This window comes from Metallibacterium scheffleri (assembly GCF_002077135.1).
GTDB classification, from domain to species: Bacteria; Pseudomonadota; Gammaproteobacteria; order Xanthomonadales; family Rhodanobacteraceae; genus Metallibacterium; species Metallibacterium scheffleri.
This window is the reverse complement of sequence record NZ_LDOS01000001.1, coordinates 828,481-848,469: the sequence shown is the minus strand read 5'-3', so window position 1 is coordinate 848,469 and position 19,989 is coordinate 828,481. Positions and strand designations below refer to the sequence as shown.

Here is a 19,989-nt window from a genome sequence, read left to right as displayed (position 1 = left end):
AGACAGTTTGACGCCCGGTCGCGCCACGCATCGGCGCGACCGAGTGCTCATGATTCGATCAGCGCGCGGACCGATCCGCGCGCGCCGCCACGGGCATGCGCCTGATCAGCAGCTCGCGTTGCGGGAATGGAATCGAGATGCCAGCCGCGTCCAGGGTTTCCTTCACCCGACGCGGCAAGTCCTGTTGCAACGGCCACCAGTCGGCACGCTGCGCCCATGCCCACAAGGTGAGATTGACCGCGCTGTCGCCCAATGCGGCGACATAGACCGATGGCGCCGGATCGCTGAGCACGCGCGCATCCGCGACCAACATGTCATGCAGCACCTGCAGCGCACGCGCTAGATCTTCGCCATACCCGATCCCCACTTGCACCTGCGCACGACGTGTGCCACGGCGGTTGTAGTTGACGATGGCATCACCGCCAACCTTGGCGTTGGGGATCACCACCACGCGGTTATCTGCCAGCACCAATGTGGTGTGCATCAGGCTGATCGCCTCGACACTGCCGCTGTAGCCGCCGGCGTCCACCCAGTCGCCGGTGTGGAATGGCCGGAACAGAATCAGCAATACCCCCCAGGCAAGATTCGACAGCGAGCCCTGCAGGGCCAGGCCGATGGCCAGCCCCGCCGCGCCCACCGCCGCCACCAGCGAGGCCGTGGGCACGCCGAGGAAACCCAGCACCGATACCGCGACCAGCACGATCAGCGCGCCATACAGACTGTTGCGCAGAAATGGAATCAGCGTCGGCTCCACGCGAGCCCGCCTCAGCGCACGCCGCATCAGGTTGGCGACGCGCGCTGCCAGCCACAACCCCAGTGCGAACAGCACGATGCCCAGCAGTAGGCGCAAGCCCATGCGCACGCTGGCGTGCGAGAGATCGAGCAAGTCCAGTCGACGCATCCATACCTGCATCACGATCAGCCCCGGCAAAGGTCGAAAGCCTATCAGCAGCACACCGGCTGTCGCGATGTTGCGCGCACGGTCGGGCAGCTGCGCATGACCGGAACAATAGCGCTGCGCGCCCACCCCGACCGATGCCACGACGATGCCATCACCGATGCCATCACCGATGCCATCGCCTGCGCCCATGCGGTGCGAGTGTGTGCACGCGCACGCATGCAGCGTGCGCGCCATCACCCTGTTTCACCAATCTTTGCAAACCCGCGGCGGAAAGACCTTGCAGCGCACAGTTATCAATCTTGTGCGAGCGCAGCATGAATTCATGGAAACGATCGTTCACCACCGCGCAGGATTTTTCCGCCCTGTCATCATGGTCATGGTCCTGTTGCTGACCTTGGCTGCGGCGCCGGCGCCGCACGCCGCGGAAACGCAACTGAGCATCCGCATCACGCCACGCGCAGCGGCGCTGATCGCGGCCCTGCGGCGCGGTGTGGAGCCATCCGTCGCACTGTCCAGCCTGCCCGGGCGCGGCTCCGGCAAAGCCTTCGTGCAGTCCTGCAATGCGGCTGGCGGCGCCGCCAGCATCGCGCGCACGGCCGATTCGATGCAACGCGTCTGCACGTAAGCATCGCGTCGCGCGCACGGCACTGGTTAGGCGAATTGCGCTGCAGCGCAATAAACTGTGCGCTTCCCCGTTACCCGAGTACTGCCCATGGGCCTGGATCTGGTTCCCGCCGGTCGCGACGTGCCGCACGAAATCAACGTCATCATCGAAATTCCCAAGGACGCCGAGCCGGTGAAATACGAAGTGGACAAGGCCTCGGGCGCGATCTTCGTTGATCGCATCCTGTCCACGCCGATGCGCTATCCGTGCAATTACGGCTATGTGCCACATACGCTGTACGACGATGGCGACCCGGTCGATGCACTGGTCATCCTGCCGCTGCCACTGATACCGGGCTCAGTGGTGCGTTGCCGCCCGGTCGGCGTGTTGCGCATGACCGATGAAGCCGGCAAGGACTACAAGATCCTCGCGGTGCCGACGGCCAAGGTGTTCGCCGGCTACGCGCAAGTCGAGGACATCGCGCAGGTGTCCGCGCACTGGAAGGAGCGCATTGGCCATTTTTTCGAGCACTACAAGGATCTCGAAAAAGGCAAATGGGTGAAGCTCGACGGTTGGGACGGTGCCGAGGCCGCGCGTCACGAGGTGTTGAACTCGAAGCAACGCTACGACGCCCTGCACGCCAAGGGCTGAGATTGCGCGCGGACCGCTGCCGGCCCGCCCGCACTGGCGCCATTCACGCGGGACGATAGACCTCGCCACCCTGCTCGCGGAATTCGGCGGATTTCTCCTGCATGCCGGCATCCAGCGCCGCGGCGCTATCCATGCCATGTTCCCGGGCGTAATCGCGCACGTCCTGGGTGATCTTCATGGAGCAGAACTTGGGCCCGCACATGGAGCAGAAATGCGCGCTCTTGTGCGCGTCCTTGGGCAGGGTCTCGTCATGGAATTCCTTGGCCTTCTCGGGGTCGAGGCCGAGGTTGAACTGGTCGTCCCAGCGGAATTCGAAGCGCGCCTTGCTCAAGGCGTTGTCGCGCGCCTGCGCGCCGGGATGGCCCTTGGCCAAGTCAGCCGCATGCGCGGCGATCTTGTAGGTGACGATGCCGTCGCGCACGTCTTTCTTGTCGGGCAGGCCGAGGTGTTCCTTGGGCGTGACGTAGCAGAGCATCGCCGTGCCGTACCAGCCGATCATCGCCGCGCCGATGGCGCTGGTGATGTGGTCGTAGCCGGGTGCGATGTCAGTGGTCAGCGGCCCGAGGGTATAGAACGGCGCCTCGCCGCACTTCTCCAGCTGGCGGTCCATGTTCTCCTTGATCAAGTGCATGGGCACGTGGCCGGGGCCTTCGATCATCACCTGCACGTCGTGCTTCCAGGCAACCTGCGTGAGTTCGCCCAGGGTGTCGAGCTCGGCGAACTGGGCTTCGTCGTTGGCGTCGGCAATGCTGCCGGGGCGCAGGCCGTCGCCCAGCGAGAAGGCCACGTCGTAGGCCTTCATGATGTCGCAGATGTCCTCGAAGTGGGTGTAGAGGAAGCTCTCCCTGTGGTGCGCCAGGCACCATTTGGCCATGATCGATCCGCCGCGCGAGACGATGCCGGTGACGCGCTTTGCGCTCAGGGGAATGAAGGGCAGGCGCACGCCCGCGTGGATGGTGAAGTAGTCCACGCCCTGCTCGGCCTGCTCGATGAGGGTGTCGCGAAATAGCTCCCAGGTGAGGTCCTCGGCCACGCCGCCGACTTTCTCCAGTGCCTGGTAGATCGGCACGGTGCCGATGGGCACCGGCGAATTGCGCAGGATCCACTCGCGCGTCTCGTGGATGTGCTTGCCGGTGGAAAGATCCATCACCGTGTCCGCGCCCCAGCGGATCGCCCAGACCATCTTCTCCACTTCCTCCGCAATGGAGCTGGTGACCGCCGAGTTGCCGATGTTGGCGTTGATCTTCACCAGGAAGTTGCGGCCGATGATCATCGGCTCGCTCTCCGGGTGGTTGATGTTGCTGGGGATGATGGCGCGGCCGCGCGCCACCTCATCGCGCACGAATTCGGGGGTGATGCGCGACTGGATGCTGGCGCCGAAACCCTGGCCCGGGTGCTGCCGGAGCAGCCCCTGGTCGGCCAAGGATTCCAAGCGCTGGTTTTCACGAATCGCGATGAACTCCATTTCCGGCGTGATGAGGCCCTTGCGCGCATAGTGCATCTGGCTGACGTTGGCACCCGCCCTGGCGCGGCGCGGCAGCGGCAGCTTGGGAAAGCGCACCGCGGCAAGTTCGACGGCCTGGGCGTGGCGGCGTGCGAAATCGGAACTGCGCGTATCCAGCGATTCGCTGTCGCCGCGCGCGGCAATCCACACCGCCCGCAACGTCGGCAGGCCAGCGTTCAAATCAATGCGCGCGGCGGGGTCGGTATACGGTCCCGAGGTGTCATACAGCGCCAGCGGCGCATTGACCTCGGCGCCGAACAGCGCCGGTGTATCGGCCAGTTGCACTTCACGCATCGGCACGCGCAGATCGGCACGACTGCCTTGCACATGGATCTTGCGCGAGCCGGGGATCGGCGCGGTGACGGCGGTGGAGAGCGCGGCGCTGGCACTCAACAATTCTGAAACTTGCGCATTCATGGTTCGTCCTCGTGGGCTGGGACGAAGCGGCGGCACCGGCGTGGCCGGTGAAGCTCCCTACGCCGGTATGAGCCGGGTCAGGTTCGAAGGGTCTCTCTCAGCCGTGCGCTTCTGCGCGCGCGGCACCCCCGCTTCAACGATGTATTCAAGCACGAAGCGCCGTTCACTGCGCGCTTTCAGCGTGGCGTATAGGCCCGCAGAAACATTTCCACGGCGGCTTCGGCATTGCGGCGAATGTCGGCTTCCTCGCACACGTTGGCGCAGATGAACAGACGCCGCAACGGCAGGTCACCACGCAACAGTGCCAGGAACTGGCCGGCGGCCATGGGAATATCCTTGATCTCCAGCTTGCCGACCGCCACAGCCTGGGACAGGAAATGTTCGATCTTCTGCTGCGCGCGGCCCGGGCCCACCTCCCACACCAAGCGCCCCAGACGCGGGTCGCCATCGGCGCCGCAGTCACCGAGCACCGCGCGGAACAGCGCGGAAAGCTCGGCATTGGCGAGCACGCGCGAATGCGCCAGCGCGATCGCGCTCAACGCCACGCGCACGTCGCTGCCGGGCTGGAAATCGAACACCTGCTCGGGCATCAATTCGCCGCAGCAGGTCTGCGCGGCCTCGCGGAACAGACTGTCCTTGTCGCCGAAGTGGCTGTACACGGTGAGCTTGGAAACCCCAGCCGCCTGCGCGATGGCGTCCATGCTGGTGCCTTCGAATCCGGAACGCGTGAATAATTTCTGCGCCGCAGCCAGGATCGCACCCCGCTTCTCCATGTCCTTGGGCCGACCGGGACCCTGCGCCCGCGCATGCGGATGCCCCGTCGCGACGGCTGGTGCGGATGGCTTCACATCGTGGCTCATACGCTTTAATATACTCCAAGGTTTAGTATTAGGCCACCCGCCATGCCCATCGACAGCACCGCCCCATGGACCCACGCCTACCTGCGCGCGCAACGCGCGCTCAGCGCATGGATCGAGGCCGACGGCCGCGCCGCGCGGCGCCTGGCATTCGCGGCACGCAGCGCGGTGATGGCGCTGGCGGCGCGCGAGCGCGCGCAGCTGGCGCGTTGGGTCGCTTGGCTGTTGCGCAGTCGCGCGCTCGTGGCGCGCGGTCTCGAGCAGCGTCTGCTGCGCCTGGATACGCGCCTGGCGCGTGCGGTTGCCAACGCCGCCGCGCATCTGCCCGCGCTCCCCGCTGCCCCGACCGCACGCGGCGCGCGCCCGACACTTGTCAGCCACCTTGGATGACCTCCGGCACTGCCGGCCTGTGTCAGGCTGCCGCAGGCTCGCGATTGTCCCGCATCGACGCAATGCCTATGCTTGCGTGCTTGACCCTTGACCCTTCCCCGAGCCCGCCCTGATGACGCTGGATTTTGAATTGGCCCGCCAGAACATGGTCAGCAACCAGGTACGCACCTGGGAAGTGCTGGATGCGCGCGTGCTCGATGTGCTGACCGCGCTGCGTCGCGAAGACTTCGTACCCGCGGCGTATCGCGACGTGGCCTTTGCCGACCTCGAGCTGCCGCTGGGCCATGGCGAGATGATGATGAAACCCGTGGTCGAGGGCCGCATGCTGCAGGCACTCGAATTGACCGCCGACGACAGCGTGCTGGAAATCGGCACCGGCAGCGGCTTCATCAGCGCGTGCCTGTCGCGCCTGGCCGGGCACGTGACCAGCCTCGATATCCACGCTGATTTCACCGCCCGTGCCGGTTCCGCCTTGCGTGCAGCCCAATGCGACAACGTCGAGCTGGTCACCGCCGAGGCGGTGCGCGAGTTTGCGCCGGCGCAGCGCTACGACGCCATCGTAGCCACAGGCGCCGTGGCAACACTGCCGCAGCGCTGGCTGGGCTGGCTGAAGCCCGGTGGACGCCTGTTCGTGGTGCAGGGGCGCGCGCCGGCCATGCAGGCCACGCTGCTGCGGGTCGATGCCGGCACCAGCGAAATCCTGTTCGAGACCGATCTGGCTTACCTGCAACACGCCGCACCGATTGCCAGGTTCGTGCTTTGAGCACCGGCCAGCCGATGCCCGAAACTCCGTTCCGACGTTCTCCAGCCGCCCCAGGAATCCACCCATGAATCGCAACCCTTCGCTCACGCTGCTCGGCTGCGCCATCGTGCTGGCACTGATGCCCGCCTTCGCGCACGCCGAGGATTTGCTGCAGGCCTACCAGCAGGCCCGCGCCAGCGACCCCGTGCTGGCCCAGGCCGAGGCCACCAAGCTGGCCACGCGCGAAGGCATCGTGCAGGCCCGTGCGTTGCTGCTGCCCTCGCTCTCGGCCAGCTACAGCTACTCGCGCTCGCACGGCACCAGCAGCAGCTCACAGCCATTCAGCACCAGCAATGGCTTTCAGGTGCTCAACTTCACCAGTTCCAACTACAGCTACGGCACCACCCTGCAGGGCACGCTGTCGCAGACGCTGTTCAATTTCTCCGACTGGGCCAACCTGAAGGCCGCGCATGCCAACGCGCGCAGCCAGGACGCCACCTATGCATCGGCCGAGCAGGATCTGTACCTGCGCGTGGCCACGGCCTACTTCGGCGTGCTCGCCGCGCAGGATCAACTGACCTATTCCGAAGCCAACGCCAAGGCCCTGAAAAGCCAGTTCGATCAGGCCAAGCAGCGCTTCGAGGTGGGTCTGGCCGCGATCACCGACGTGAACACCGCGAAAGCGCAGTACGACACCGCCGTGGCCACGGTGATCTCGGCGCGCAACGCGCTGGACGATGCGCGCGAGGCGCTGACCCAGATCACCGGCAAGCCGGCGCGCGACCTCAAGCCACTGCGCGAACATATCCCCATGAATGCACCCGCGCCGGACAACCTCGAAGCCTGGGTGGACATGGCGCTGAGCAACAACCCCGCGCTGCTGGCCTCCGAGCAACAGGTCAAATCGGCCAGCGACAGCGTCAAGGCCGCCTATGGCGCGCACCTGCCCACGCTGTCCGCGCAGCTCAGCTACACACGCAACCCGGGCTGGGCCGACCAGAACTCGCGCCTGGGCGGCATCGGCGCGTATCACACCGACAGCCTCAGCCGCGATACCGCGATCGGCGTGGTGCTGAGCATCCCCATCTTCAATGGCTTCGCCACGCAGTCGCGCGTGCATCAGGCCATCTACAACCGCGAAAGCGCGCAGGACGTGCTCGAGCAGAACCGCCGCGCGCTGGTGCGCAGCACGCGCAACGCGTTCCGTTCGGTGCTGTCCGGTATCGCCAGCGTCGAGGCCAACAAAGCCGCGGTGGTGTCATCCAAGAGTTCGCTGGAAGCCACCCAGGCCGGCTACGAGGTCGGCACACAGACCATCGTCGACGTGCTGCTCGCGCAACAGACCCTGTTCCAGTCGCAGAGTGCCTATTCGCAGGCGCGCTACACGCTGCTGCTGAATCGCCTGTCGCTGGCCTATGACGGCGGCAAGCTGGGGTATACGCAACTGCAGGAAATCAACGCGCTGCTGCAGTAAGCGGCGTCGCGCGAGCGGGCGCGTCCAGCTCGCGTTCGATCGCGGTTTCGATTTCGGCCAGCGCACCACGCCCGCGCTCGATCATGCCCAATGCCGCCGCACCCATGCGCGCGCGCCGCGGCGCATCCTGCAACAGCTCGATCACCGCGGCTTCCAGCGCCACGGCGTGCGCGATGCGCAAGGCGGCACCGGACGCCAGCAGTGTCTCGGTGATGTCCTGGAAATTGAACGTGTGCGGCCCGACCAGCACCGGCACGCCCAGTGCCGCCGGCTCCAGCACGTTGTGGCCGCCAATCGGTGCCAGACTGCCGCCGACGAAGGCCAGATCGGCCGCGGCGTAATACGTCATCAGCTCGCCCAGGCTGTCCAGCACGAAACACTGCGCACGCGGCGTCGGCGCGCCATCAGCGCTGCGCGTGGACACACTGAAGCCCGCGCTGCGCGCCGCCTGCGCCAGCGCGCGGAAGCGCTCGGGATGACGCGGCGCGATCAACAGCAGCGCTTCGGGCAATGCGCGCAGCACCGCGGCGTGCGCATGCAACACGGCCTGTTCCTCGGCCTCGTGCGTGCTGGCGGCGATCCATACCGGACGCAAAGTGCCCAGCGCGGCACGCACCTGCGCGCCTGCGCCACGCACGCTGTCGGCCACGGCCATGTCGAACTTGAGGTTGCCGACCACGCGCACGCGCTCGGGACGCGCGCCCAGACGTCGATAGCGCCTGGCATCCACCTCGCTTTGCGCCAGCACCAGCACCACGGCATCCAGTGCCGCGCGGATCAGGCGCACGCCGGGCAGGATGGCAAAGCCGCGCATCGAGCGCTCCGACAAGCGCGCATTGACGATCAGCAAAGGCACCCGCTGGCGCCCCGCCGTGGTGTACAGATTCGGCCAGATCTCGGTTTCCGCGATCACCCCGAGGCGCGGCCGTGTGCGTGCAAAAAAACGCCGCACCGCGTCGGGCAGGTCATAGGGCAAGTAGGTGTGGTGCACGCGCGCGCCAAACAACTGGCGCACGCGCGCCGAACCAGTCGGCGTGCCCGTGGTCAGCACCAGCGGGACTTCAGGATGTCGCGCCAGCAGCCCTTCGACCAGGCGCGCCAGCGCATTGACCTCACCCACCGACACCGCGTGCAGCCAGAGCGGACGCGCCCCGGTCAGCCGCGGCACATAGCCGAAACGCTCGCGCCAGCGCCGCAGATAATCGCGATTGCGCAACCCGCGCAACGCCACGCGCACCAGCATCAACGGCGCCAGCAGGTAGAGCAGCAGCGTGTAAAGCAGACGCGCCAAACCATGGGCCTTCGACGATGGCGCGGCAGTATAGCCAGCACGGCGCCGGCATGATGCGGGGGGCTCGCGGCGCGGGTGCTACCATGCGCGCCGCATGCCGCACGCCCGCGACAGAATCCCGCGCCGCCTGCTCGCACCGCGCCACTGGCCGGCGTGGGTGGGGGTCGGCGCGATCTGGCTGGCCGCGCGTCTGCCCTATCGCATGTTGATGGCCTGCGGTCGTGGCGCAGGTGTGCTGGCCGCGTACCTGGTGCCGGCCCGCCGCCGCGTGGCCGCACGCAACTTGCAGTTGTGCTTTCCCGAACTCGATGCCGTAGCGCAGCGGCGCCTGCTGCGCGCCAATCTGCGCAACCTGGGCCTGATGCTGGCCGAATTCGCGCTGGGATGGATGGGCAGCCCGCGCGCGCTGGCGCGCGTGCCGGTGCGCTTCGAGGGCTTGCAGCACCTGCATGAAGCACAGGCCGATGGCCACGGCGTACTCCTGGTCGGCGCGCATTTCACCCACCTTGAGTTGTGCGCGCGCCTGCTGTCCATGCGCGTGCCGCTGGCCGGCATGTACCGGATCATGGACAGTGCGGTATTCGAGCACGTGGTGCTGCGCGCGCGCCTCGGCTACGCCGCCGCCATGTTCACCAAGGACGACCTGCTCGGCACGGTGCGCCACCTGCGCCGCGGTGGCGTGCTGTGGTACGCCCCCGATCAGGACATGCGCGGCAAGGACAACGTGTTCGCACCGTTCTTCGGCGTGCCCGCAGCCACCATCACCGCCACGCATCATCTGGCACGCATGTCCGGCGCGCGGGTACTGCTGTTTGCGCACCGTCGCGTGCGCGGTGGTGGCTACGAGATCCACATCGAGCCCGCGCTGCGCAATTTCCCGAGCGACGATGTACTGGCCGACACCATGCGCATCAACGCCGCCATCGAGGCCATGGTGCGCGCCGCGCCGGCGCAGTATCTGTGGGTGCACAAGCGCTTCAAGGGCCGTCCGCCGGGCCTGCCGCCGGTGTATTAGCGCGAAACCCGGCGCCATCGCGACACCCACCCGCGCTCTTGCCAGGATGCAACGCATGAGGGTACGGGATGCCTGTTCGTCCAGGCAGCGTCGTCCCGGTTCTCAGTGTTCCGCCGCCGGCACGCTGCGCGCGAAGTCGCCGTTGGGTCCGGGGAACACCACCGGGCTGGCGTAGCCGTCGGCGGAAACGCTGCTGACACCGAAGAACCAGTCGTCGATGTTGACCTTGTCCAGCGTGATGGACAGCGCGCCGTCCCTGCCGCGCGCGGCGGTATCGGCGGGCACCCAGCGGCTGTGCTGCCATGCGGGCGCGGTGGTGTCGCGCCACCACACGCGATAGCCGACGGCACCGGGCACCGGCTGCCTGCGCACCGTGGTGTCGACGGTGACCGCGCCGCTGATGACCACGCCCGCGGGCGGCGCTGGCGCGCGCGCCAGCGCGGCCATGGCCACGGCGTTGAGCGCGGTGACCTTGGCCAAGTACGGAAAGTCCACGCCAGCGAGCACGTCGCCGTACTGCTGGCCGTTCACCTTGCGCACGTCCTGGTGCTCGTGGGTGTAGTTCTCGCTGCGCTCGGTGAAGCGCACCGCAGGGTAGCCGGCGTCGAGAAACTCGACCTGGTCGCCACCGCGCTGGTAGCGGTCGGTGCGGTAGACCAGGCGCACATGCAGGTTGTCCACATAGCGCGGCGCCAGCGTGCCGATGAAGCGCGCCAGATTGCGCGAGGGCGAATCGACCTCGCCACCGGTGTAGTTGAGCGTGCGCACCTGCTGCGGCGTCAGCGTGCTCTTCAGGCCCTGCGCGAACAGGCGGACGGTGGTGTTGTCGATCACGCCGTCCTCGCCGCTGATGCCGCCGATGATGTCGTTGTTGAGATCGGCCTCGACCTGCCAGCCGTGCGCCACGGCATACCCGGCCAGCACCTTGCCGCCATACAGGCCCTGTTCCTCGCCGGAGTCGACGGCGAACACCAGGGTGGCCGGAAAGCGGTACTTGCTGAGCACGCGCACGGCCTCGATCACCGCGGCGACGCCGGAGCCATCGTCGTCGGCACCGGGCGCGTCGGATGTCGAGTTCATGATGTCGGTGACGCGCGAATCCAGGTGCCCGGTGATCACGATCACGCGCTGCGGATCGGATGTGCCACGCAGGATCGCGACCACGTCCTGTACCTCGGTGGGCCTGGGGATGCGTGGCCCGGTGAAGGTTTGCGCGGGCGTGATGATCTGCAGACAGCCGCCGCAGTCGGTGCTGATGGTCGCGAAGCGCGATTTCACCCAGCGCCGCGCGGCGCCGATGCCGCGCGTGTTCGAGGCGGTCTCGCTGAGCGTGTGGCGCGTGCCGAAACCGACCAGCGTGCGCACCGTGTCCTGCAGCGCGGCAGGGCTGACGGCCTGTGCGATGTGGCGCAGCCCGGGGTGGAAATCCGCCGCTGGCGGCGTGGCCGGCGCGGCCCAGGCCGCCAGCGGCAGGGCGATGAGTGCGGTCAGCAGCGCTGCGGCGCGCATGGGAATCTCCTGTGACTGGCAGGGAAGCCGGACGTGATCATCCTCTTGTGAAGTCCGCCCCGCTTGAGCGGGAAGCGCGACGCGCGCGCCGCGGACGCCGGGTCACGCGTCAGCCATGATCGCTGTCGTCGTGCCCGACCAAAGGCGCCGCAGCGTCAACCGGCAGCGCCTGCGCAATGGGCCAGTCGGCCAGCCGCTGCGCGGCCACGGCATGACCCAGAGCGATCATTTCCTCGGCGCGGTAAAACTCGTACACGGCGCAGCAGTCGCGCGGCAATTCGATGAGCAGGTCGGGCCGGTACGCGGCCAGGCGCAGGCGCGCGAGGTTGCCCTGCATCATGTCCATCGTCTGGCCCATCAGGCTGATCCAGTTGGGTTCCTGCGCGGGCTTGGGCGCGGGCTCGGCCGGGGTGTGGCCGGTGAGATGCTGCACGAAACTGGCAAAGCGCTGCCGATACGGACCCTGCGGCACGGGTTCGGTGGCCGGTTTGGCGTGGCCGCGACGCGGGCCGTCCAGACTCACGGCGATCAGATGGTCATAGCGCTCGCGCAGCAGCGGCGTCACCGGCACCGGGTTGAGCAGGCCGCCATCGACGAGGCGATGGCCGTCGACCACGTGCGGGTGAAACACGCTGGGAATGGCGATGGAGGCGCGAATGGCATCGAACAGCGGCCCACGCGAGATCCACACCTCGCGTTGGCGCTCCAGGTCGGTGGCCACGGCGGTGAAGCTGATCGGCAGGGTTTCGATGTCGGCCTCGCCAACCAGATCGCGCACCGCGGCGATGATGCGCTCGCCCTTGATCAGGCCGGCGCCGGTGAGCGTCCAGTCGACCAGGCGCAGCACGTCGAGCTTGTCCAGCGAGCACACCCAGTCGCGGTACACATCGAGCTTGCCGAGCGCGTAGATGCCGCCGACCAGCGCGCCGATCGAGCTGCCGGAGATGGCGCCGACTTCGAAGCCGGCCTCCTCAAGCGCCGCGATCACGCCGATGTGCGCCAGCCCCTTGGCGCCACCCGAACCCAGCGCCAGCGCCACGCGCGGCTTGACCGGCGGCAGCGACGCGCTCATCCGCGCGGCCCGCGCTGGTAGGTCTGCTGGGCCAGCGCCAGCAGTGATTTCATTTCCTCGCGCAGCGGCAGTGGCGCGACCACCTCGGCATCGGGCCCGTACTTGAGCACGTCCATCAGCAATTCGCGCGAGTTGGCGTAGGGCACCTTCAGCTCGTAGCGGCCATCCGCCATGAAGTGTCCCTCCTGCTGCGAGTGCCAGTGCGTGTCGGCCACCCAGCGCGCGGCGTGCGCGGAGAAGCGCAGCACCGCGATGGCGCGCGGCGTGCCGGAAAAAATACCGTAGCCCGCGGCCAGCACCGCGTCGAGCTCGGCGTCGGGCACGTCGCGCGCGCGCGCGCCGGGGGTTTCGACCTGACGCATGCGATCCACGGCGAAGCTGCGCAGCGCGTCCTTGTCCTCGTCCCAGGCGTCCAGGTACCAGTTGTCGCGGTAGTGCACCATGCGCTGCGGCGACACCACGCGCCGCGTTTCATTGCCGGTGGAGCGCGCCCGGTAAAGGAAGCGCAGTTGCTGCCGCGCCAGCACGCCGGCAGCGACGCTGCGGAACACGTGCTCGTCGAGCCGGCGCACGCCCTGTGCCAGCACGCGGATGCGTTCCAGTGGCGGCGCCTGACCACCGGCGTGCTCGGTCAGCAGGCGCTCGATGCGCGCGCGGAACGGCGCCAGCGCGCTGGACAGCACGCCCGGATCGGCGCGCGCCACCACGGCATGCAGCGCCAGCAGCGCCGCCAGTTCTTCGCTGTTGAACCAGAACCCGGGCAGCTCGAAGGTGGCGGCCGCGGTCTCGGCGTAGCGGAAGCTGGCGGCCTCGCCGTCACCGGTTTCAATCGGCGCGCCCAGCGCGTCGCGCAGGTAGGCGACGTCGCGATACACGGTGGCGCGCGAACAGCCCAGCTCGTCGATCAGCCGCGCCAGTGGCACGGGCCGGCGCGCAGCGCGCAACAGGCGATGCAACAGCACGATGCGCTCGTAGCGATCCATACAGTGTCTTGCGGGTGACCTCGCGCTAGCATGCGTGCGCGGCGCGGCCGCGGCAAGTTCCGGAACTTTCCATGCGCGCGCGCGGTCGCTTGATGGACCTCGGGCACGGCGCCGCAAGCATCGCCGTCGCCACACCACCCCTCCACCCCACGAGTTTTCAATGACCCCCCGAATCACCCTTCGCATCCTCTGCGCCGCGCTGTTGCTGGCGCTCAGCCTGCCCGCCCTGGCCGCTGACGGCGCATCGGGCAGCCCGACGAAAAGCAGCGATCCGCAAGGCTGGTCCGGCAGCGGTCAACTGGGCCTGGCCGCCACCACCGGCAACACGCGCTCGCAAAACCTCAACGCCGGGCTCGATCTCAAATTCACCGGCGACAACTGGATCTATCACTTCGATGCCAGCGCGCTGCGCAGCCGCGGCGTGATCAGCGTGAGCTTGCCCGGACCGGGCGGCACGCCGGTCGACGTCAACCAGTATCGCGTCACCGCCAATCGCTACACCTTCGGCGGCAGTGCGGCGCTGGTACTCGATGCGGACAATCGTCTGGTCAGCACCATGCGCTACGACCATGACAATTTTTCGTCTTATCGCTATCAGGCCGCGGTCGCGGTGAGCTGGGGCCATGTGCTGCTCAAGAGTGCCGCGACGGATCTGGACTTCGAGATCGGCCCGGGCATCAAGCGCTATCGCGTGGAAGGCGACCTTGCCAATCACTCGGCCGGCATTGTGCGCGGCGCGCTCAACTACCAGCAGAAGCTCACCGACAACACGCGCATCGAAAACCACCTGCTGGTCGAAGCAGCCAGCTTCGACACCTTCGCCGAGAACACCACCAATCTCGTCGTGCAGATGAACAAGCGCCTGGCGCTGAAGGTGGGCTTCCAGATCCGCCACAACACCAAGCTCAACAACACGCTGCTGCTGAACTCGACCGGCGGCACCTCGAAGACCGACACGCTGCTCACGACCAACCTGGTCTACAACTTCTGACAACGGCGGTGCCCGAAGGCCGGAAGTCGCGGGCGGGGGGCTGCATGCGGCATGCTTGCGGCATGGATACCCGCCAAGCCCCCGAACTCCTGCCCGCGGTCGAAATCGCCAGCGGCCCTTCACCCCGGCACAGCATCATCTGGCTGCACGGCCTCGGCGCCGATGGCCACGATTTCGCGCCGATCGTGCCCGAGCTCACGCGCGGCCTGGCGCCGCTGCGTTTCGTGTTTCCGCATGCGCCGCAACGCGCGGTGACCATCAACGGCGGCCTGCGCATGCGCGCGTGGTACGACATCCGCAGCTTCGATCTGGGCCATCGCGCCGACGAGGCTGGGCTGCGCGAGTCGATGGCGCAGGTCGAGGCGCTCATCGAGCACGAACGCAACGCGCACGGCATTGCAGCGGACAAGGTATTCCTGGCCGGCTTTTCGCAGGGCGGCGCGGTGGCGCTGTGCGCAGCACTACGTCATGCGCAGCCACTGGCCGGGGTGATCGCGCTGTCCACCTACATGCCGCTGGCCGATCAGCTCGCCAGCGAGCGCAGCGCCGCCAACGCACATCTGCCGGTGTTCATGGGCCATGGCAGCCTCGATCCGGTGGTGCCGCAGGTGTTGGGCGCGGCGGCGCGCGATGCGCTCGGCGCACTCGGCCACACGGTCGATTGGCACAGCTACACGATGGCGCATGCCGTGCTGCCGCAGGAGATCGCCGACCTGCGCGCGTGGCTGGCGCGCCGGATGGGCGACTGAGCATGCGCGTGCCGCGCCACGCGCTGCCCGACTTCTGCCACGGCGGCGAGCTGCTGGCGCTGGCCGTGGTGGCGCTGCTGGTGGCGGTGGTGATGCAACTGGCGCCCAGCGCCGATGCGCATCTGCGCGTGTGGTCGCTGAGCCTGCTGTTCGCGGCGTGGCTGGCGCTGCTGCTGGGCGTCACCTTGTGCAAAACGCGACCACTGTTGCAGCGTCTGCCGGGCGCCTGGCCATGGGCCGGCGCGTGGCTGCTCAGCGTGCTGCTGGTGCTGGTCGCCGCCAGCGTGGTGTGGTGGCTCGATCACGCGCTGGGCACCGGGCTGGCCGCGCGCAACGGCGCGCGCTTCGTGCTCGGCAGCAGCGCGGCCACCGCGCTGGTCGGCGCCGCGCTGCTGCGCTATCTGTGGGTGCTGGATGACTGGCGCGAGCGCCGCGATGCGCTGGCGCGCGCGCAACTGGAGGCGCTGCAGGCGCGCATTCGCCCGCACTTCCTGTTCAACAGCCTCAATACCGCGCTGGCGCTGGTATCGATCGATCCGCAGGCCGCCGAGCGCACGCTGGAGAATCTGTCCGACCTGTTCCGTGCCGCGCTGGACGACCCGCGCGCGGGCACGCTGGGCGAGGAGCTCGACCTGATCGAGCGCTATCTCGCCATCGAGCAGTTGCGCCTGGGCGCGCGCCTGCGCGTCACCCGCGACTGGGACGATCTGCCGCGCGACCTGCCGCTACCGCGCCTGCTGCTGCAGCCGCTGGTCGAGAACGCCATCCATCACGGTATCGCCGCGTGTAGCGCTGGCGGCACGCTGGAGCTGCACGGCGAGCGCATGGACGGCACGCTGCTGATCCGCATCCGCAATCCGCTGCCGGAGTCACCGGCGCGCGCCGGTACCGGGCATGGGCTGGCCAACGTGCGTGCGCGCATCGGCTACCATTTCGGCGCGCGCGCGGTGCTCGAGGCTGGCGCCGTGGATGCGCACTGGCAAGTAACCCTGCGGCTGCCCGATGCGCGTACTGATCGCCGATGACGAACCGCTGGCGCGCACGCGCCTGGAGATGCTGCTGCGCGATTGCCCAGGCGCCGAGCTGGTCGGCAGCGTGGCCAGCGCCAGCGCGGCGCTGGCCGCGCTGCCCGAACTCAAGCCCACCGTGCTGCTGCTGGATATCGGAATGCCCGGCGTCGATGGTCTGGCGCTGGCCGAGCGCATCGCGCGCATGGCGCCGCCGCCACAGGTGGTGTTTTGCACCGCGTACGCGCAGCACGCGCTGCGCGCTTACGAACTGAAAGCCGCCGACTATCTGCTCAAGCCGGTGCGCATCGAACGCCTGCGCGAGGCGCTGGAACGTGCGCGCAAGCTGCACATCGAGAGCGCCGCGGCGCGTCCGCATCTCAGCGGCATGGTGCGCGGCGCGCGTCTGCGCGTGCCGCTGGATGAGGTGATCGCCCTGCTCGCGGACGAAAAATACGTGACCGTGCACCATCAGGGCGGCACGCTGCTGATCGAGGATTCGTTGCGCACGCTCGAGCAGGCGCACCCTGAGCGCTGGCTGCGCCTGCATCGCAGTTGCCTGATTCCGCGCGAGCGCCTGCTCGGCCTCAACACCCAGACGGACGGGCGCATCGTCGCGCAGCTCGCTGGCAGTACCCTGCAACCCGAAGTCAGCCGTCGCAACCTGCCCACGGTGCGCGCGTGGCTGCGCCACCCGTGAGGTATCGATGAGCTCATTACCGCTGCGTATCGCCACCCGGCAAAGCGCGCTGGCCCTGTGGCAGGCCGAGCACGTCGCGCAGCGCCTGCGCGCCGCGCATCCGGGCCTCGCCGTGGAACTGGTGCCGATGACCACGCGCGGCGACCAGGTGCTGGATCGGCCGTTGGCCGAAATCGGCGGCAAGGGGCTGTTCCTCAAGGAGCTGGAAGTCGCGCTGCTGCAGCAGCGCGCCGACATCGCCGTGCATTCACTCAAGGACGTGCCCGCCGCACTCGAGCCGGGCTTCGCGCTGATCGCGATCCTGGCGCGCGCCGATGCCGCCGATGCGTTCGTCAGCAACACGCATGCCGCGCTGCTGGACCTGCCGCGGCGCGCGCGCGTGGGCACCTCGTCGCTGCGCCGCCAGGCGCAATTGCGCGCGCTGCGCCCGGACCTGGAACTGCTGGATCTGCGCGGCAACGTCAACACGCGCCTGGCCAGGCTCGATGGCGGCCACTACGACGCCATCGTGCTGGCCGCGGCCGGGCTGGAGCGCCTGGGACTCGCGGCGCGCATCCGCAGCCGCCTCGCCGCACCCGACTGGCTGCCGGCGCCAGGACAGGCCGCGATCGCCGTGGAAGCGCGCGCCGGCGACACGCGCATCAGCGCCCTGCTGGCACCATTGCACGATGCCGAAACCGATGTGGTGGTGCGCGCCGAGCGTGCCTTCAATGCCGCCCTCGGCGGCAGTTGCACCCTGCCGGTAGGCGCCTGGGCCGTGCTCGGCGAACACGAGTTGCATCTGTACGGATTGGTCGGCGACGCCGTGCGCGGCACCTTGCTGCGCGCCGATCTGGCCGGCACCGCGCAGGCACCCGAGGCGCTGGGCCAGCTCCTCGGCGCGATGCTGCTGCGCGAGGGCGCGGCGGCGTTGCTGGGACAGTAACGGGAACGGTTGCCGGATCCGGCAACCGACAGCCCGGATTGACGGCACGATTGCTCGCGCAGTGGGACCGTGACCCGCGCGAAGCCGACGCCATGCGCGCGATCATCCGCGCGGCGGGCTGGTCGACGACGCCCGTGCCGGGTTGACAACCGAAGCCGCCGCTGCGGGGCTGAGCACGGACGCGCCCCGCGCGGTCGCGGCATCATGCGCAGCGTCGACGCGGCGCAGCCACAGCACCAGCCCCAGTTCGATACGATCAGCGACGGTGAAGCGGTGGCCGCGCATGCCGAAGTCACTGCGCCGGATGTTGCCGCGCGCCAGCACGCGGCAACTGTCGCGCGGGACGGCGGCAGCGGCAGCGTCGGCAGCCATGCTGGTCGCCACGGCGGGCACGGCGATGCTGTCGGGCACAGCGGGCGCGACTGCCATGGTCGCGTTGGCTGCAAACGCGGACGTGGCCGCCGCCGCGCCGCTAGCGCTGGTCGCGGCGCGCATGCTGCTGCCGGAGTCAGCGGGCGCATCGGCGTCCTGCAATGCCGCGAGCGCCGCGCAGGGCTGCGGCAACACCGTAAACACCACGTTACGGGTGATGCCGCGCAGCGTCACCGCGCCATCCACCGTGCCGCCGCTGACGAGGGTGGCCAGCGCGAACGGCGCCGAGCGGAAGTCGATGCGCGGGTACTGCGCGCTGTCGAAAAATTCGGGGCCGCTGGCGAAACGCTGGTAATCGCGGCTTTGCATGCGCAGCGCGCGCGTGTCCACGCGCAGGTCCACCTGCACACGGCCCGCACCCAGCGCGTGGACACGGCCGCTGAGTTTGTCCAGCACGCCGATGACCTTGCCGAACCACAGCACATGCACGCCGAACTCGACATGCGAGCGCGCCGCGTCGACTTGCAGCAGCGTGGCGGCGCTGCTTGTCTGCAGTGCAACGCCGCAGCACAACACCAGCAGCAGCCAGCCACGCAGAGGCTTCATCTCACGGCTGCCAGGACTCGATGAGACTGGCTTTGCCAGCGGCCTCCAGACGCAGGCGCAGCAACCCGCAGGTGGGCAGCGCGCGCGGCGCCAGCCAGCCGCACAGCGCGCCGGCGAACTGCTCCATGCCCGGATTGTGGCCGAGCAACAGCACGCGTCCACGTGGCGGAATCTGCTCGAGCAGCGTCTGCAAGACCTCCCTGTCAGCGAGATACAACTGCGGCAGCAGATGCGCGTCGAGCACGTGATCGGGCAGCGCACTGGCCAGCGTGCTGCGCGTGCGCACCGAGGGTGATGCGTAGACCTGATCGAAACGCAGGTTCTGCTGCTTGAGCCAGACGCCGAGGCGCCCGGCATCGGCCTGGCCGCGCGCGCTGAGCACGCGATCGAAATCATCCTGTTTGCCATGCGGCGCACGCGCCTCGGCATGGCGCAGCAGCACCAGCTCATGCATGTCGGAATTCACGCGCAAACTCGGCAATGATCACGGACCGCAATGCTCAACAATTGCGCTTGATCCAGCGCAGCAGCGGCAACCAGTCTTCCTGATGCCCGCGCACCTGCTCGGAATTGAAATCGAACAGGCCCTTGCCGAGACCGGCCAGCAGCACGTAGGCCTGACTGTCGCGCAGCTCGGCCACCAGCGGCACGCCGAAGCCGCGCAGGGTTTCCAGCGCCTGCTGGCTGGCGTTGGTCCATGGCTTGAGGCGATTGGCCACCAGGCCCACCGCCAGCTTGCCGCGCTTGATGCGCGGCACGGCGGCCAGTTCGTGCAGCAGCGGCAACGTGGCTTCCAGATCGATCACCGAAGGCAACACCGGCACCAGCAGCGCATCCACTTCATCCAGCCACGGCGCGAGCTGCGCGGCACTGGCTCCGGCCGGGCTGTCGATCAGCAGGCGTTCGCTGTCGTGCGGCACCTGCGCCAACGCGTTGCGCCGCGTGCCGTCGATGCCCAGCACGCCGGGCAGCGCAGCGGGCCGCCGCGCGCACCAGCGCAGGCTGGAGCCCTGCGGATCGGCGTCGATCAGCACCGTGCGCTTGCCGCCCTGCGCATACGCCGCGGCCAGATTGGTCACCAGCGTGGTCTTGCCCACGCCACCCTTGCGATTGACCACCAGCAGCTTGCGCATGAGGCCTCCGGTCCGCGGCGCAGGAACGCCGCGCCGCGCAAGACTAGCAAGCCCGCGTGAAGGCGGCATGGTGCCGCGCGGCATGGGCCAAAATTT

At 68.3% G+C, this 19,989-nt stretch carries 21 protein-coding genes and 1 riboswitch; of the genes, 11 read left to right on the top strand and 10 right to left on the bottom strand.

The annotated features are described in order from the left end of the window. Positions 1-58 precede the first annotated feature (58 nt). The gene (locus Mschef_RS03740; protein WP_242426435.1) at positions 59-1,090 is read right to left on the bottom strand and encodes a mechanosensitive ion channel family protein; all 1,032 of its coding nucleotides are present in this window, start codon (positions 1,088-1,090) and stop codon (positions 59-61) included. A 133-nt stretch (positions 1,091-1,223) separates the two neighbouring features. On the opposite strand from Mschef_RS03740, the gene Mschef_RS03735 reads away from it, so the two are divergent. Continuing rightward, positions 1,224-1,526 carry a hypothetical protein gene (locus Mschef_RS03735; protein ID WP_139789385.1) on the top strand — a complete coding sequence of 101 codons (303 nt, stop codon included), beginning with the start codon at positions 1,224-1,226 and terminating at the stop codon, positions 1,524-1,526. An 87-nt stretch (positions 1,527-1,613) separates the two neighbouring features. Then, entirely contained in the window at positions 1,614-2,156 is a 543-nt protein-coding gene (gene ppa / locus Mschef_RS03730) for an inorganic diphosphatase (RefSeq protein ID WP_081126454.1), read from the top strand. Positions 2,157-2,199: 43 nt separating this feature from the next. Here the strand turns inward: ppa and thiC are convergent, their stop codons facing one another. Beyond that, on the bottom strand, positions 2,200-4,077 hold the full coding sequence (thiC, locus tag Mschef_RS03725) for a phosphomethylpyrimidine synthase ThiC (protein ID WP_081126453.1): 1,878 nt from the start codon (positions 4,075-4,077) through the stop codon (positions 2,200-2,202). Between the two features lie 37 nt (positions 4,078-4,114). Beyond that, positions 4,115-4,217, bottom strand: a riboswitch (TPP riboswitch). A 36-nt stretch (positions 4,218-4,253) separates the two neighbouring features. Beyond that, entirely contained in the window at positions 4,254-4,925 is a 672-nt protein-coding gene (locus tag Mschef_RS03720; protein WP_242426434.1) for a TetR/AcrR family transcriptional regulator, read from the bottom strand. 54 nt (positions 4,926-4,979) lie between these two features. Between Mschef_RS03720 and Mschef_RS03715 the strand changes: the two genes are divergently transcribed. The 3 genes from Mschef_RS03715 (at position 4,980) to Mschef_RS03705 (ending at position 7,540) form a co-directional block, all read left to right on the top strand. Beyond that, entirely contained in the window at positions 4,980-5,324 is a 345-nt protein-coding gene (locus Mschef_RS03715) for a hypothetical protein (RefSeq protein WP_081126451.1), read from the top strand. Between the two features lie 112 nt (positions 5,325-5,436). Continuing rightward, positions 5,437-6,087: a protein-L-isoaspartate O-methyltransferase family protein gene (locus Mschef_RS03710; protein WP_081126450.1), complete on the top strand. Its 651-nt coding sequence runs from the start codon at positions 5,437-5,439 to the stop codon at positions 6,085-6,087. A gap of 64 nt (positions 6,088-6,151) precedes the next feature. Continuing rightward, entirely contained in the window at positions 6,152-7,540 is a 1,389-nt protein-coding gene (locus Mschef_RS03705) for a TolC family outer membrane protein (protein WP_081126449.1), read from the top strand. On the opposite strand, the gene waaA is transcribed toward Mschef_RS03705, so the two are convergent. Next, the gene (gene waaA, locus Mschef_RS03700) at positions 7,521-8,831 is read right to left on the bottom strand and encodes a lipid IV(A) 3-deoxy-D-manno-octulosonic acid transferase (RefSeq protein ID WP_081126448.1); all 1,311 of its coding nucleotides are present in this window, start codon (positions 8,829-8,831) and stop codon (positions 7,521-7,523) included. The genes Mschef_RS03705 and waaA overlap by 20 nt on opposite strands. Positions 8,832-8,925: 94 nt before the next feature. On the opposite strand from waaA, the gene lpxL reads away from it, so the two are divergent. Further along, a complete protein-coding gene (gene lpxL / locus Mschef_RS03695; RefSeq protein ID WP_081126447.1) occupies positions 8,926-9,846 on the top strand; it encodes an LpxL/LpxP family Kdo(2)-lipid IV(A) lauroyl/palmitoleoyl acyltransferase in 921 nt (306 codons plus the stop codon). Positions 9,847-9,948: 102 nt separating this feature from the next. Here the strand turns inward: lpxL and Mschef_RS03690 are convergent, their stop codons facing one another. From Mschef_RS03690 to Mschef_RS03680, 3 genes are all read right to left on the bottom strand, one after another. Next, positions 9,949-11,355 carry a M20/M25/M40 family metallo-hydrolase gene (locus Mschef_RS03690; RefSeq protein WP_081126446.1) on the bottom strand — a complete coding sequence of 469 codons (1,407 nt, stop codon included), beginning with the start codon at positions 11,353-11,355 and terminating at the stop codon, positions 9,949-9,951. Positions 11,356-11,464: 109 nt separating this feature from the next. Further along, positions 11,465-12,427 (bottom strand): patatin-like phospholipase family protein, encoded by a 963-nt coding sequence (locus tag Mschef_RS03685; protein ID WP_081126445.1) that lies wholly within the window; start codon positions 12,425-12,427, stop codon positions 11,465-11,467. Continuing rightward, a complete protein-coding gene (locus Mschef_RS03680) occupies positions 12,424-13,410 on the bottom strand; it encodes a helix-turn-helix transcriptional regulator (protein WP_081126444.1) in 987 nt (328 codons plus the stop codon). Before Mschef_RS03680 ends, Mschef_RS03685 begins: the two co-directional genes overlap by 4 nt. 160 nt (positions 13,411-13,570) lie before the next feature. On the opposite strand from Mschef_RS03680, the gene Mschef_RS03675 reads away from it, so the two are divergent. The 5 genes from Mschef_RS03675 to hemC all read left to right on the top strand — a co-directional run bounded on the left by Mschef_RS03675 (position 13,571) and on the right by hemC (position 17,782). Further along, complete coding sequence (locus Mschef_RS03675) at positions 13,571-14,401, top strand: DUF481 domain-containing protein (RefSeq protein WP_081126443.1); 831 nt, start codon at positions 13,571-13,573, stop codon at positions 14,399-14,401. Between the two features lie 62 nt (positions 14,402-14,463). Continuing rightward, positions 14,464-15,150 carry an alpha/beta hydrolase gene (locus Mschef_RS03670; RefSeq protein WP_081126442.1) on the top strand — a complete coding sequence of 229 codons (687 nt, stop codon included), beginning with the start codon at positions 14,464-14,466 and terminating at the stop codon, positions 15,148-15,150. 2 nt (positions 15,151-15,152) lie between these two features. Then, the gene (locus Mschef_RS03665; RefSeq protein ID WP_081126819.1) at positions 15,153-16,175 is read left to right on the top strand and encodes a sensor histidine kinase; all 1,023 of its coding nucleotides are present in this window, start codon (positions 15,153-15,155) and stop codon (positions 16,173-16,175) included. Then, positions 16,153-16,857 carry a LytR/AlgR family response regulator transcription factor gene (locus Mschef_RS03660; protein WP_081126441.1) on the top strand — a complete coding sequence of 235 codons (705 nt, stop codon included), beginning with the start codon at positions 16,153-16,155 and terminating at the stop codon, positions 16,855-16,857. Before Mschef_RS03665 ends, Mschef_RS03660 begins: the two co-directional genes overlap by 23 nt. A 7-nt stretch (positions 16,858-16,864) precedes the next feature. Further along, the gene (gene hemC, locus Mschef_RS03655) at positions 16,865-17,782 is read left to right on the top strand and encodes a hydroxymethylbilane synthase (protein ID WP_081126440.1); all 918 of its coding nucleotides are present in this window, start codon (positions 16,865-16,867) and stop codon (positions 17,780-17,782) included. Between the two features lie 102 nt (positions 17,783-17,884). Here the strand turns inward: hemC and Mschef_RS03650 are convergent, their stop codons facing one another. From Mschef_RS03650 to Mschef_RS03640, 3 genes are read right to left on the bottom strand one after another with little or no spacing between them, the layout of a single operon-like run. Beyond that, on the bottom strand, positions 17,885-18,760 hold the full coding sequence (locus tag Mschef_RS03650; RefSeq protein WP_081126439.1) for a YceI family protein: 876 nt from the start codon (positions 18,758-18,760) through the stop codon (positions 17,885-17,887). A gap of 1 nt (position 18,761) precedes the next feature. Further along, the gene (locus Mschef_RS03645; protein WP_081126438.1) at positions 18,762-19,226 is read right to left on the bottom strand and encodes a SixA phosphatase family protein; all 465 of its coding nucleotides are present in this window, start codon (positions 19,224-19,226) and stop codon (positions 18,762-18,764) included. 34 nt (positions 19,227-19,260) lie between these two features. Continuing rightward, positions 19,261-19,893, bottom strand: a complete 633-nt coding sequence (locus Mschef_RS03640; protein ID WP_081126437.1) for a ParA family protein — start codon at positions 19,891-19,893, stop codon at positions 19,261-19,263. Between the last annotated feature and the right edge of the window lie 96 nt (positions 19,894-19,989).